7 protein-coding genes and 3 pseudogenes are annotated in these 13539 nt (G+C 74.3%); 4 read left to right on the top strand and 6 right to left on the bottom strand.

The features are described 5' to 3' along the window. Nucleotides 1-38: 38 nt before the first annotated feature. The 4 genes and pseudogenes from ABD981_RS00950 to ABD981_RS38735 all read right to left on the bottom strand — a co-directional run. Nucleotides 39-1088: a MupA/Atu3671 family FMN-dependent luciferase-like monooxygenase gene (locus tag ABD981_RS00950; protein WP_046906016.1), complete on the bottom strand. Its 1050-nt coding sequence runs from the start codon at nt 1086-1088 to the stop codon at nt 39-41. Between the two features lie 171 nt (nt 1089-1259). Continuing rightward, a pseudogene (locus ABD981_RS38725) lies at nt 1260-1655 on the bottom strand (phosphopantetheine-binding protein); the annotation flags it as partial. A gap of 793 nt (nt 1656-2448) precedes the next feature. Further along, nucleotides 2449-4314 (bottom strand): annotated as a pseudogene (locus ABD981_RS38730) (amino acid adenylation domain-containing protein); the annotation flags it as partial. A gap of 318 nt (nt 4315-4632) precedes the next feature. Next, a pseudogene (locus ABD981_RS38735) lies at nt 4633-4974 on the bottom strand (AMP-binding protein); the annotation flags it as partial. A 262-nt stretch (nt 4975-5236) separates the two neighbouring features. On the opposite strand from ABD981_RS38735, the gene ABD981_RS00965 reads away from it, so the two are divergent. The 4 genes from ABD981_RS00965 to ABD981_RS00980 all read left to right on the top strand — a co-directional run bounded on the left by ABD981_RS00965 (nt 5237) and on the right by ABD981_RS00980 (nt 10923). Next, on the top strand, nt 5237-6511 hold the full coding sequence (locus tag ABD981_RS00965; protein ID WP_046906082.1) for an MFS transporter: 1275 nt from the start codon (nt 5237-5239) through the stop codon (nt 6509-6511). Between the two features lie 154 nt (nt 6512-6665). Then, entirely contained in the window at nt 6666-6899 is a 234-nt protein-coding gene (locus ABD981_RS00970) for a hypothetical protein (RefSeq protein ID WP_131723819.1), read from the top strand. Between the two features lie 615 nt (nt 6900-7514). Beyond that, complete coding sequence (locus ABD981_RS00975) at nt 7515-9803, top strand: M9 family metallopeptidase (protein WP_240495099.1); 2289 nt, start codon at nt 7515-7517, stop codon at nt 9801-9803. Between the two features lie 457 nt (nt 9804-10260). Beyond that, complete coding sequence (locus tag ABD981_RS00980) at nt 10261-10923, top strand: deoxynucleoside kinase (protein WP_046906019.1); 663 nt, start codon at nt 10261-10263, stop codon at nt 10921-10923. A 28-nt stretch (nt 10924-10951) separates the two neighbouring features. On the opposite strand, the gene ABD981_RS00985 is transcribed toward ABD981_RS00980, so the two are convergent. Continuing rightward, the gene (locus ABD981_RS00985) at nt 10952-12355 is read right to left on the bottom strand and encodes a GH1 family beta-glucosidase (RefSeq protein ID WP_046906020.1); all 1404 of its coding nucleotides are present in this window, start codon (nt 12353-12355) and stop codon (nt 10952-10954) included. A gap of 84 nt (nt 12356-12439) precedes the next feature. Next, nucleotides 12440-13519, bottom strand: coding sequence for a DUF1996 domain-containing protein (locus tag ABD981_RS00990; RefSeq protein ID WP_046906021.1), 1080 nt, complete (start codon nt 13517-13519; stop codon nt 12440-12442). Between the last annotated feature and the right edge of the window lie 20 nt (nt 13520-13539).

The raw sequence follows: 13539 nt of genomic DNA on the forward strand, positions 1-13539 counted from the left end.
GGTGGTCTCGGCCTCTCGGGTCTCTCGGGGCTCTCGGGTCAGTTCGCTTCGCAGGCCGCGCGCACCGCGTCCAGGTGGCGCAGCCCGTCCAGGACGGTCTTGGTGTCGATGCCGAAGTCGATCAGGCAGGCGATCTCGTCCACGCCGATGCCGCGCAGCCGCTCGACCGTCTCCTTCGCGTCCGCCACCGTCCCGAACAGCCCCCGCTGCTCGAAGTAGGTGTCGAAGGACCGGGCGACGAGGAAGTCGAGGTCCTCGTCCTCCAGCGCGTCGACGTCGAAGTCCGGGTCGAGGGCGCCGAACGAGCGGGCGATGAGCCGGACCGAGCTCCTGAGGTAGGCGCTCAGCGGCCCCTCGACGGTGGCGCGCACCTCGTCCCGGCCGGTGCCGAGGAAGGTGTGCAGCATCAGGACGACATGCCCCTCCCAGCCGTCGTGCGCCTCCCGCGCCGCCCGCCGGTAGTCGGCGATCTTCACCGCGAGTTCGTCGACGTCCTGGTGCAGCAGATGGGTGAGGACCCCGGCGCGCGCCGCCGCCGCCGTACGGAAGGTCTCCGCGTCGCCCGCGCTGGTCACCCAGAGCGGCAGCTCCCGCTGCACCGGCGGCGGGAAGATCCGTACGCGCGCGGGGGCGCCGTTGCCGTCCAGGACCTCCAGCTCCTCCCCCCGCCACAGCCCGCGGAGCCCCTCGATGCCGTCGGCCAGGGCGCGCTTGCGGTCCTCGTACGGGACCCGGCCCAGCGCGAAGTCCACCGGGTGCCAGCCGGAGGCGAGGGACACCCCGGCCCGTCCGCCCGAGAGGTTGTCGACGACCGACCACTCCTCGGCGATCCGCAGCGGATGGTGGAGGGGCGCGACGACGCTCCCGGCGCGGATGGCGACGCTGCTCGTGACCATGGCCAGGGCGGCGCCCACGACGGAGGGGTTCGGGTAGAGCCCGCCGAAGGGGTGGAAGTGCCGTTCCGGCGTCCACACGGCGCGGAAGCCGTGGCGGTCGGCGAAGCGGGCGCCCTCCAGCAGCAGTTCGTACCGTCCGGCGGCCCCGTCCGGTGTGCTGTCGTCGGCGAAGTAGAAGAGGCTGAAGTCCATCGGGGATCCCTCGATAGCCCTGGTCGTGGTCCGATCGGTCCTGATCCGTGCCGTGTGCGGGTGCGGGTGCGGGTGCGGGTGCGGTGTGCCGTGTGCCGTGTGCCGTGTGCCGTGTGCCGTGTGCCGTGTGTCCGTGCCGGGGCCTGCCACGGCCCCGTGCCGCCGTCAGTCGGGCCGCGGCATCCTGCGCAGAGCCGGTCTCGCCTTGCGGGCGCCCGTCAGCCGGGCCGCGAGCCCGGCCACCGTGGGCGCCTCGAAGACCGTGCCCACCTGGAGCTCCACCCCCAGGTCGGCGCGGACCCGGCTCACCAGCCGGGTGACGAGCAGGGAATGGCCGCCGAGCTCGAAGAAGTCGTCGTCGATGCCCACCGCGAACGCCGCGTCGAGCCCGAGGACCTCCGCGAACATCCGGCACAGCGCCGTCTCCCGCGCGGACCGCGGCCGGCGCCCGGCCCCGCCCCGGGGGCCGCGCGGGGCGGGCAGGGCGGCCCGGTCGAGCTTGCCGTGCGGGGTGAGCGGGAACGCGTCGAGCACGACCACCGCGGACGGAACCATGTACCCGGGCAGGAACGCGGCCGCCCACGCGGTGAGTTCGCGCACCAGCTCCGCGTCGCCGGACGCGGCGAAGGGCACGTTGACGTGGCGTTCCGGGTCCGCCGCGGGCTCGGCCGCGGCCTCCGGGGGGACGTCGTGCTCCCCGGAGGAGAACTCGACGTCGACGTGGTCGGGGCCCGCCTTCGCGGACCAGCGCAGCACGGCGCGGTACCCCAGCCGCTCGCCGAGCCGCGCGAGCTCCTCCGGGTCCTGGCCGGGGGCCGGGGTGCCGCCCGACGCGAGCAGGTCCTCGGCGAGGCGCGCGTTCGGCACCCCGGCCACCCGGACGGGCGTGGTGTCCCCGGCGCGGTCCCGCAGGTGGTCGGAGAGCCCGTCGAGCGTACGGACGTCCGCGCCCCACAGCAGCTCCGCCACCGCGCCGGCGCGCGAGCCCGTACCCCCGCGGGAATTCGTACCCCCGCGGGAACCCGTCCCCCCGGCCGGGCGCAGGACGACGTCGTAGCGGTAGCGGTTCAGCTCGTTGGGACGGGTGCCGCGCTTCAGGCGTACGTCGCAGCTCGCGAAGGTCGGCGCGGACCCCCCCGGCCTCCATCGTCAGGGACCGGAAGAACTCCGGGTCCACCAGCAGCTCCGGTTCCGTGGCCAGACCGCGCGCCACCGCCCGGCGGTGCTCAGCGCTCCCCGGTGCGGCGGCGCCCGGCCGGCGGGCCGCGACCGCCCCGTGGAAGGTCTCGGCGAGCCCCAGGTGCCGGACGTCGCCGACGAACACCGAGCCGCCGGGGGCCAGCGCGGCCGCCGCGAGCCCGAGGACGCGGGCGAGATGGCGCCCGCTGGGGAAGTACTGGGCGACGGAGTTGATGACGACCACGTCGAAGGAGCCGCGCGGGACGCCCTCGTGGTCGTCGGCCGGCCGGCTGTGCAGGACGACCCGGCCGGCGAGTTCCGGCCGCGCGGCCACCTGTTCCCGCAGCCGTCCGATCACCCGGGGCGAGAGGTCGAGCCCCCAGTACGCCTCCGCCTCGGGGGCGAGATGCGCCAGCAACAGGCCGCTGCCCACGCCGAGTTCGAGGATCCGTCGGGGCCGCAGGGCGCGGATGCTCCGTACGGTCTCGTCCCGCCACTCCCGCAGCTCCTCCAGCGGCAGCGCGCTCCCGTCGTAGGCGCTGTTCCATCCGGTGAAGTCCTCGCCGAAGACGGTCGGCCCGTCGGCCGGCACGGCGTCGTGGACGCGCCGCCAGTCGGCCACACGGCCCGCGTCCTCCCGGGCGGCCCCGTCGGCCCCGTGGGTCCTGTCGGCCCCGTGGGTCCTGTCGGCTCCGTCGGTCCCGTCGACCGGGCGGGACGCGCGACGGACGTAGGCGACGAGCCGCCGGTCGCCGTCCCGGTCCTCGTGAACGGTCACCGCGGCCGCGGCCACCCGGGGGTGCCCCGCGAGCCGCGCCTCGACCTCGCCCGGCTCGATCCGGTGCCCGCGCACCTTGACCTGGTCGTCCGCTCGACCGGCGAACTCCAGTTCTCCCGCGGTCGTCCGGCGGACCAGGTCGCCCGTGCGGTACATCCGCGTCCCGGCCGGGCCGTACGGGTCCGCGACGAAGCGCTGCGCCGTGAGTCCGGGCCGGCCGAGGTACCCGCGGGCCAGGCCCGCCCCGGCGACGTACAGTTCGCCCACCGCTCCGACGGGCACCGGCCGCAGGGCGGCGTCCAGCACGTGCACCCGGGTCCCCCGGACGGCCTCGCCGATCGGCGGCGTCCCGGTGCCCTCGCCGAGCGGCCGGCTCATGGTGGCGCAGACCGTGGTCTCCGTCGGCCCGTACGCGTTGATCAGGGTCCGGCCGGGCGCCCAGCGCCGCCGCTGCTCCGCGTCCAGGGCCTCGCCGGCGGCGACCAGGACCCGCACGTGGGGGAGGGCGTCGGAGGGCAGGGCGCGCAGCACCGAAGGGGGCAGGGTCGCGTGGGTGATCCGCCGCTCGTCGACGAGCGTGCGCAGGCCGGGCCCTGGCAGCAGACTGCGGGCGGGCGCCAGGACGAGCGCGGCCCCCGCGGAGAGGGCCATCGCCAGCTCCCAGAAGAAGGCGTCGAAGCCGGGCGAGGCGAACTGCAGCACCCGGCTCCCGGCGTCCACCGCGAGCGTGTCGCGCTGGTGGGCGGTCAGGTGGGCGAGGCCGGAGCGGGTGACGACCACGCCCTTGGGCAGGCCGGTCGACCCGGAGGTGTGGACGACGTACGCGGGCAGACCGCCCTCCTCGCGCCGGGCGCCTGCCGGCGGGTGGGACGCCGGGGCCCGCAGCAGCGCCGCGGCGGTCTCCGGATCGTCCAGGTCGGTACGGGGCGCGGCGACGTCGGCGGGGAGGACCGTGCCGGAGTGGGCGAGGAGCAGCGCGGGGGCCGCGTCGCCGACGACGTGGGCGATGCGCCGCTCCGGGTAGCCGGGGTCCACCGGGAGGTGGGCGGCCCCGGACTTCAGCACCGCGAGGACCGCGACGACGAGCTCCACCGAGCGGTCCAGCGCCGAGGCGACCACCCGCTCCGGCCCGGCGCCCCGCGCGGCGAGCACATGGGCCAGCCGGTTCGCGTGCCCGTCGAGCTCCGCGTAGGAGACCTCGTCCGCGCCGAAGACCAGGGCGACGGCGTCCGGGGCGGTCCGGGCGCGCTCCTCGAAGAGGTCGAGCAGCGGGCGCGGCGGGGCGTCCCCGCGGGATAAGAGGCGGGAGGGAGCGCTGTCCGGGTCCTCGGACACCTTTCCGTGCTCCGGGGCGATGTGTACGTCGTCGTCGGCGGCGGGGAGGACCAAGGTGTCGCCCTGGCAGACGCGGACCCACTGCAAGGCCGAGGCGTCGGCGTCGAGGGCCGCGTCCCACACCACCCGCGCCGGAGCCGGGTCCGGGTCGCCGAACTCCGCCTGGGCGTGGGCGGGAAGCGCGGTGCCGGAGCCCGACGGGGCGGGCGCGGGCGGGAGATCGATCCGGCGCACGTCCTCCGGCCACGCGCCGTCCTCCGGCCCCGACGTGACCACGAGGCGCGGCCCGTCGTCCCCGCCGGGCGCGCGCCGCCCCCGCGCCGGGCGGGCCGGGTCGAGGGGTACGTACGCGGCGCCGGTCCGCCACACCGCGAGCATCGCCGCCACCAGGTCCGCGCCGCGCGGGAGCCGCAGGCCGACGGCCGTGCCGGGTCCCGCCCCGGCGGCGCCCAGAGCCCGGGCCGTCCGCTCCACCCGCTCGGCCAGCTCGCCGAAGGTCACCGACTGCGACGGGGTGACCACGGCGGGGCGCCCGGGATGCCGGACCGACTCCCGCAGGAAGCCTGTGAGGAGGTCGAGCGCGCTGGTCACCACGGACTGCTCCTTGCACGGGGAACGGGAAAGGGGGCGGTGCCGGTCTGGGTGGTGCCGGAGGGCCGGGGTGGGGTCAATCCTCCGCGTGGCCTGGTGCGTTGGTCGTCGACGCGGTCGAGCCTAAGCGGCACCGGCGGGAAATGGCCACCCTGGTTTCCAGGGCGATGAACTTGTACGATCCAGCACGAACTCAGGGCCGCCGCACGTACTCTGTGGCGCGTTCGGATATCCGTCGCGCTATCGAGTTCCGGAGGCCGTGCTGGTGTCCGCCCCGCCCACCGCCGCACGGTCCGAGCAGGGCCACGGCCACCGTCCGCACCGGAACTTCCGGCTGTTGCTCGTCGGCGAGACCACCAGCAAGCTGGGCACCAGCGTGACCTCCGTCCTGCTGCCGCTCGTGGCCGTCACCACCCTCCACGCCTCGCCGTTCATGATGGGCGTCCTCACCGCCGCGCCGTGGCTGCCCTGGCTGGTGATCGGACTGCCGGCCGGGGCCTGGGTCGACCGGCTCGCGCCGCGGCCGGTGATGCTCGTGTGCAACGCCGTCTCCGCGGCGGTGTTCGTGAGCGTGCCGGTCACCTGGTGGCTGGGGGCGCTGACCATGGGGCACGTCCTCGCGGCCGCGCTGGTCTCCGGTGCCGCCTCGGTCTTCTTCTCCACCGCGTACTCGGCGTATCTGCCCCGGCTGGTCCCCGCGGACGCCCTGATGGGACGCAACGCGCAGTTACAGGCGGGGGACCAGGCCGCGAGGGTGGCGGGCCCCGGGCTCGGCGGGCTGATCGCCCAGACCGTGGGCAGCGTTCCGGGGCTGCTGCTCGACGCCGCCTCCTTCGTGGTGTCCTCGCTCTGCCTCACGCTCATCCGCTCCGACGGGCCGCGCCCCGCCCCGGCGCCCCGGCGCCGGCTGGGCCGCGAGATCGCGGACGGCCTGCGCTTCGTCGTCGGCGATCCCTGGGTCCGGGCCGTCACCGGCTTCGGCGCGGCGGTCAACCTGGCGATGGCGGGCTTCCAGGCCGTCCAGATCGTCTTCCTCGTACGGACCGTCGGCGTCGGTTCCGACACCCTCGGCTGGCTCGTCTCCTGCGGCGGTCTCGGCGGAGTGCTCGGCGGCCTCGCGGCCGGGAGGCTCGCCCGGCGCCTGGGCACGGCACGCGCCCTGCTGGTCGTCCAGTGCGCCGCAGCGCCCTTCGGCCTGCTCGCCGCACTCGCCGCTCCCGGGCCGAGGCTGGCGTTCTTCGTGCTCGGCACCGTCGTCATGTTCGCCGGGGTGGTGGCCTGCAACGTCGTCATCGTCAGCTTCCGCCAGGCCTACTGCCCGCCGGAGCTGCTGGGACGGGTCACCGCCACCACCCTGTTCCTGAACTACAGCACCATCCCGCTGGGCGCCCTCCTGGGCGGCTCCCTCGCCTCGCTCCTGGGCGCCCGCGTCACGATGGGGGTGGTCGCCGTCGCGCTGCTGGCCGCCGTCGGCTTCCTGGTGGCGGGTCCGCTGCGTGGCCTCCGCGACCTCCCGGGCCCGCCCGCCGCCGACGGCTGACGTCGCGCCCCTCGACCACCCCCGGCCCCCCTGCCACCCCCGGCCGACGGCCGACGTCCTGGCCGATCCGCCGCCGGCCGACGCCCCGGCCCCGCCCGCCCGGTCCGCGAGCGCGGCCCGGAGCCCGGCCAGGGACAGGCAGGACGCGACGGCCGTGGCCGTGATCCGCGCCGGCACGGCGGGCAGTTCCGCCGGGCTGCCGCCCGAGGTGTCCGTCGACCACCTCGACCCGGCCGGCCGCCGTGCCGCCGCCCGCCGTGCGGACGGGCACCTCGACCGTGAAGTCACCGCTGAACATCGGATACTTGGGGTCGTCCCGCGTCAGCCGGTGCACGCTGACCACGCTTCCGGTGACCACCTCGGCCCCGGCCTCCTGTATCGCCCGTAGCCGGCGCAGGTCGTCGCCGTCCGGCCGGATCGCCGGCTCCGTCACGACCGACAAGGACGGCAGGACGAGTCCCACGCCCAGCGGGAACGGCATCACCCGGTGGAAGCGGTTCCACGGCAGCCGGCCGGGCGGCGCCGGAACCGGCCCGGCCTCCCGGGGAGGCGTCGTCCGCAGCGGGCGGGACGCGATCCACACCCACGCCGCGGCTGGCACCAGGGCGAGTCCGCCGAGGACCACCACGTCCGTCCGGTACACCGACATCCCCGCGCGGAACAGCAGCAGCCACAGCGCCAGCACCGCGCTCAGAAGGGCGCCCCCGCCCACGTAATACCTGGTCATCCAGGTGATTCTCCCCATGATCGCGGACGATGCCAGGCCGGCCTGCGGACCGTTCCCCGTGCCTGCGGCGGCAGTTGGGGCGGACGGCGCCGACGGCCTCTCCGAACTCACGGACGAAGAATCCGTCCCGAGGTCTTCCAGAACAATGCGACATGTGAAATTTTACAGACCACGTGTCAGCCGCCCGTGTTTCCCAGCATGTGGCCACAACGGCCCCGGAGGCCCCCACCGATGCATCCCTCCCGGATATCGAAGACCCGCGCGCGAAGACTTCCCGTGCTCGGCGCGGCCGTCTTCCTCTCGCTCGGCCTGCTCGCTCCGCAGAGCCAGGCCGCCCCCGTCGGCGCCACGGCGCAGGCCGGCCCGAACGCGGCGGGCGCCGCGGCCCCGGCGCCCCGGGCGATCCCGGTCCCCAAGTCGCCGCACGCGATCAGCGACAACCCCCGCTTCCGGCTCTCCTCGCAGGACGGCACGGAGGAGACCGCCCCGCGGCCCGCCCCGGCCGTGAGGCCGAGCAAGACGAGCAAGCTCTCCTCGGCCGCCGCCGCGGACGCCTGCGGAGACCTGTCCGGCGTCGTCAACGCCACCGGCGCCGCCCTGGTCCAGCAGCTCAAGGCCCTCCCGCAGATCACCTGTACCTACCCGCTGTTCAACCTCACCGGGGACGACGCGCGCAAGGCCTTCCGCGAGGCCCAGATGGTGACCGTCGCCAACGCCCTGCGCGACGACGCCGCCACGTACGCGGGCGACAACCGCACCTCCACCGGGCAGCTGGTGATGTTCCTGCGCGCCGGCTACTACGTGCAGGACAACAACGCGGACGTCGTCGGCGCCTACGGCCCGGCGCTGCAGGGCGCGGCCCGCGGCGCGCTCGACGCCTTCTTCGCCGCCCCGCGCAGCAAGGACGTCACCGACGCCAACGGCCAGATCCTCAACGAGGTCGTCACCCTCATCGACAGCACCCACGAGGCGGGCCGCTACGCCCCCGTCGTGAAGTGGATGCTCGCCGGCTACACCGGCAGCTGGCCGGGCCAGATGAACCTCGCCATGCAGCACGTCGAGTGGGTCGTCGAGAACGGCTTCAAGGCCAAGAACGACGCCCGCGGCTGGCGGGCCGCCCTCAAGGCCGACCCCGCCATCCTCGACACCTGGGCCGGCTTCATCACGCGCAACGGCGCCGAGCTCAACCGCCTGGACGTCGTCAGCAACGTCGGCCGCCACCTCGGCTACGCTCTCGACGTCCCCGAGCTCAAGGACCGGGTCCGGCCGCTCCTCAAGGACCTGATCAACCGGTACCCGAACGTCGGCCCCACCGCGCCGATCACCATGAACCTGGGCTGGGCCACCCGCCAGTTCGACAAGGGCAACTGCGCGGCCTACGCCATCTGCGACCTGGGCCAGCGCGTGCTGCCCTCCGTCCTGCCGATCCAGCACACCTGCACCCCGGGCCTCAAGATCCGTGCCCAGGACATGTCGCCCGGCCAGCTGGCGAGCACCTGCACGAGCCTCGTCGAGCAGGACGCCTACTTCCACCGGATCATCGGCGACAAGGGCGCCATCCCCGGTGACGTCAACACCAACCTGGAGGTCGTCGCCTTCGACGACTACACCCAGTACGCGCTGTACGCCTGGGCGATCTACGACATCGACGTCGACAACGGCGGCATGTACGAGGAGGGCAACCCGGCCGTCCCCGGCAACCAGGCCCGCTTCATCGCCCACGAGGCCAGCTGGCTGCGCCCGGCCTTCCAGATCTGGAACCTGAACCACGAGTACACCCACTACCTCGACGGCCGCTTCAACATGTACGGCGACTTCGAGGCCGGCATGACCACGCCGACCATCTGGTGGGTCGAGGGCATCGCCGAGAACATCTCGTACGGCTACCGCAACGAGCGCAACGCCGACGCGATCGCCGAGGCCGCCAAGAAGACGTACAAGCTCAGCGACCTGTTCGACACCGTCTACGGCCAGGAGGAGGACCCCGAGGTCAACTCGAACCGGGTCTACCGCTGGGGCTGGCTCGCGGTCCGCTACATGCTGCAGAAGCACCCCGCGGACGTCCAGACCGTGCTCGGCGCGTACCGCACCGGTGACTGGACCGGCGCCCGCACCTTCCTGAAGCAGACCGTCGGCACCCGCTACGACGCGGACTTCGCGACCTGGCTGACGACCGACTGCGCCACCAACGACTGCGGAACGCTGCCGGACGCCCCGTCGGCCGCCACCGTCCCGCTCTGCACCCTCGGCGACCCCCGCCAGTTCGACCAGAACTGCCGCCGGGACAACCTCGCCGCCGCCACCGGCAACTACAGCTACCACTTCGTGTACCTGCCGGCCGGCGTCAAGCAGCTGACGATCACCAGCAGCGGGGGCACCGGCAACGCCGACCTCTACTACGGCGGCGGCAGCTGGGCCACCACCACCGCCTACCAGGCGAAGTCCGCCAACGCCGGCAACGGGGAGACCCTGACGATCGACAACCCGCCCGCCGGGTGGGTCTACTTCAGCCTCGCCGCCGCCCAGGGCTTCAGCGGCGTGACCCTCTCCACGCAGTCCAAGTGACCCGCTTCGCCGGGGCCTCCCGGGCCCCGGCGAACATCACGGTCACCCCCGCCGGGCGTCGGCGGACGTCCCGCACGTACCGCCTCCCGGCGGCCATCCGTTCCCCGAAGGCCGCCGCCTCCCCGTCGTCCGCCCGGCCGTGCCGCGCGACGGTTTCCGGACGATCGCGCCGCCCGCACACGGAGGGTCACACCACCCGCACCGCGCCGCGGGCGGAACGGTGAGCAGCGCCTCCGTGGCCGACCGTGGCGGGGCCGTCGCCGGGCGGACCCGGGACCCCGGCGTCATCTATGCTTCAGGGCGGCCGCGAGGCGAGGGGCGGGCCTCTCGGGCGGGGGCCACGTGACACCGATCATGAAGATCCCGGGGAATCGGGCGACCGCCGCCCTCCGCACCCATGGTGGGGGGCAGCCCGGCAGCCGCCCGTGCACAGAAGTCCCCAGGGGAGAAGTGAGGTATGTCGGTGATCTGCGTCGGAGGCATGATCGGGATCGGCAAGACGAGCGTGGCCGAGCTGCTCGCCAAGGAGCTCGGCAGCGAGGTCTTCTACGAGAGCGTGGACGACAACCCGATCCTGCCGCTCTTCTACACGGCGAGCCCCGAGGAGATCCAGGCCAAGCGCTACCCCTTCCTGCTCCAGCTCTACTTCCTGCAGACGCGGTTCGCCTCGATCAAGGAGGCGTACCGGCAGGGCGACAACGTCCTCGACCGCTCGATCTACGAGGACTGGTACTTCGCCAAGGTCAACCACGACCTGGGCCGCATCAGCTCCCTCGAGATGCAGGTGTACGAGGGCCTGCTGAACGAGATGATGCGGGAGATCGACGGCCTGCCGTACCGCAAGGCTCCCGACCTGATGGTCTACCTCAAGGCGGACTTCGAGACGGTGCTCAAGCGCATCGGGCTGCGCGGCCGCGACTTCGAGCAGGACGAGGCCCTCGTCGAGTACTACCGCACGCTGTGGTCCGGCTACGACGAGTGGGTCCACCGGCACTACGCGGCCAGCGAGGTCCTCGTGATCGACATGAACCGCACCGACGTGGTCAACGACGCCGCGGACGCGGCCCGCGTGGTGCGCGAGGTCAAGGACGCCCTGGCCGCCGCCAGGAACCGCGGCTGATCCGCACGCCGCCCCGCCGCGGGGCCGGCTACCCGGCCCCGCCCGCCCGGCGGGCGCGCAGCCTGAGCGCCGTGTCACGCAGCCACAGCGCGCTGCGCTTGGGGGTGCGGAGCTGGGTCGAGCGGTCGACGCGGACGATCCCGAAGCGCCCCGCGTAGCCCTCCGCCCACTCGAAGTTGTCGAGCAGGGACCAGACGAAGTACCCCCGGACGTCGGCTCCGGAGGCACGGGCCCGGGAGACGGCCGCCAGGTGCGCGGCGAGGTAGGCGGTGCGCTCCGTGTCCTCGACGAAACCGTCCGCGTCCGGACGGTCCTCGTAGGCGGCGCCGCTCTCCGTGACGACCATCGGGGTGCCCGGATAGTCGCGCGCGACGCGCAGCAGGAGCGCGGTGAGGTCGTGGGGCATGACCTCCCAGCCGAGGCCGGTGACCGGGAGGCCGCCGTGCGGGACGCCCCGCGTGACGGGGAGGCCGCGGGAGTCGGTCGGGGAGCCGTGCTCGTCCACGCCCGAGCTGCGCAGGGAGCGGTAGTAGTTCACGCCCAGGGTGTCGAAGGGCGCGGAGATGGTCTCCAGGTCGCCGTCGCGGACGGGGATCTCGACCCGGTGGGCCGCGAGGTCGTCGATCAGGTCCCGCGGGTAGCGGCCGCGCAGGATCGGGTCGAGGTAGAAGCGGAAGCCGAAGGCGTCGGCCCGGCGGGCCGCCTCCCGGTCGGCGGCGGAGTCCGTGGCGGGGCCGCTGGTGCCCAGCAGGTGGGTGACGGCGAGGTCGAGGGGGCGGCGGGCGGCGGAGCGCAGCCGCCGGACGGCGAGGCCGTGTCCGAGGTGCAGGTGGTGGACGGCCCGGACGCCGTCGGCGAGCGAGCGGCCGCCGGGCGCGTGGACGCCCTCGACATGGCCGAGGACCGCCGAGCAGAAGGGCTCGTTGAGCGTGGTCCAGTGGGTCACGCGGTCGCCGAGCCGGTCGTACACGAGCTCGGCGTAGTCGGCGAACCGGAAGGCGGTGTCCCGGGCCGGCCAGCCGCCGGCGTCCTGGAGCTCCTGCGGCAGGTCCCAGTGGTAGAGGGTGAGCCAGGGGGTGACCCCGCGGCCGAGGAGCTCGTCGACGAGCCGGTCGTAGAAGCCGAGCCCGGCCGGGTTGACCGGGCCCCGGCCGCCGGGCTGGACCCGGGGCCAGGAGACGGAGAAGCGGTAGCCGTCCAGTCCGAGCGAGGCGAGCAGCGCCACGTCCTCGGGCATCCGGTGGTAGTGGTCGCAGGCCACGTCGCCGGTGTCGCCGCCCGCGACCGCTCCCGGCACCCGGCAGAAGGTGTCCCAGATGGAGGGGGTCCGGCCGTCCTCGGAGGCGGCGCCCTCGATCTGGAAGGCGGAGGTGGCGGCGCCGAGCCGGAAGTCCGGCGGCAGCAGGTCGATCACGGACGCGTCGTCGGTCATGGCGTGCGGGCTCCTCGGAAGGCGTGGGTACGGCCCGGGCGCCGCCGGGCGTCCGGGCCGTACCCGGTCGGGGGAGGGAAGGGGTCAGGGCAGGCGGTGGTCGGCGTTCAGGACGGCACCGCGTTCGGGGTGGTTCTGGTCGTAGCCGCGCGTGTCGCACTGGAGCCCGCCCACCACGCAGTGGTCGACGAGCGCCTTCAGGGTGCGGTCCTCCCAGGCGTTGAAGAAGTCGTAGTGGAAGGAGTGGCCGGGGCCGCTGGAGAGCCTCACCCGCGCCATGTCGCCGGAGACGGGGAAGGCCATCTTGAACTCGATCATGGGCACGGCCACGGGGTGCGAGGGCGGGCAGACGTCGTCGTTGGTGCCGGGCTTGACGACGGGGTACGCCATGTGGCTCCTGTGGTCGGGGGTGTCGAGGTACAGCCCGTTCCAGCAGCTCGGCGCCTGCATGCGGAGGTTGAGCTGGGTCCCGGCCGGACAGCGGGCCGGGAAGTCGACGTTCTTGTAGCTGTCCCCGCACTCCCAGCCCTCGACCCAGCCTTCATGGGCGCGGAACTCCTCGGCGGACTGGGTCGGGCTGCCGACGACGAACCGCAGCCCCCGGGGGAAGGGGCGGACGCTCCGGTAGTCGGTGACCCCCGCCTTGTAGTAGATGACCTGCGGGCCGACGGGGAGGACCTTGCGGTCGCCGTCGAACAGCGAGGGCATCCAGTACGCGGAGGCGTCGGCCGGCGCGTTGCAGGTGGTCGGGCGGTCGACGAGCGTCGCGGTGACGGAGTGGGCGTTCGTCGTGGTGTTGCCCAGGAAGGTGTGGTCGTGCGAGGCGCCGGGCTGCCCGGGGTAGACGATCGGGTCGTCCGGGGCGGTGTGGCCGGCGGCGCAGTTGGCCTGGAACTCGTGGAAGTAGGCCGGCGGCGGCACGGCCTGGGACGGGGTGACCCCGGTGACGGGCGGGTCCGCGGGGATGTAGCCGTCGCCGTCGGGGTCGTCCCCGGAGGGCAGGGCGGAGGCCGCCATGACGTGCCCCAGGTGCGGGGCGGCGGCCGCCGGGACGCCGCCGGCCACGGGACCGGGGGCGGCGGTGACGGCGTCGACGGCGAGGGTGGACACGCCGAGGGCGGTGGCGAGCAGTAAGGCGGACAGGGTCCGGCCGCGGATTCTCATCGGCTTCTCCTCAGGTCGGG

Source organism: Streptomyces showdoensis (assembly GCF_039535475.1).
GTDB classification, from domain to species: domain Bacteria; phylum Actinomycetota; class Actinomycetes; order Streptomycetales; family Streptomycetaceae; genus Streptomyces; species Streptomyces showdoensis.

What these genes read in the sequence shown, in the direction of transcription:
- ABD981_RS00950 (WP_046906016.1), bottom strand. Translation starts at nt 1,088, where the DNA reads ATGGACTTCAGCCTCTTCTACTTCGCCGACGACAGCACACCGGACGGG.
- ABD981_RS00980 (WP_046906019.1), top strand. Translation starts at nt 10,261, where the DNA reads ATGTCGGTGATCTGCGTCGGAGGCATGATCGGGATCGGCAAGACGAGC.
- ABD981_RS00985 (WP_046906020.1), bottom strand. Translation starts at nt 12,355, where the DNA reads ATGACCGACGACGCGTCCGTGATCGACCTGCTGCCGCCGGACTTCCGG.
- ABD981_RS00990 (WP_046906021.1), bottom strand. Translation starts at nt 13,519, where the DNA reads ATGAGAATCCGCGGCCGGACCCTGTCCGCCTTACTGCTCGCCACCGCC.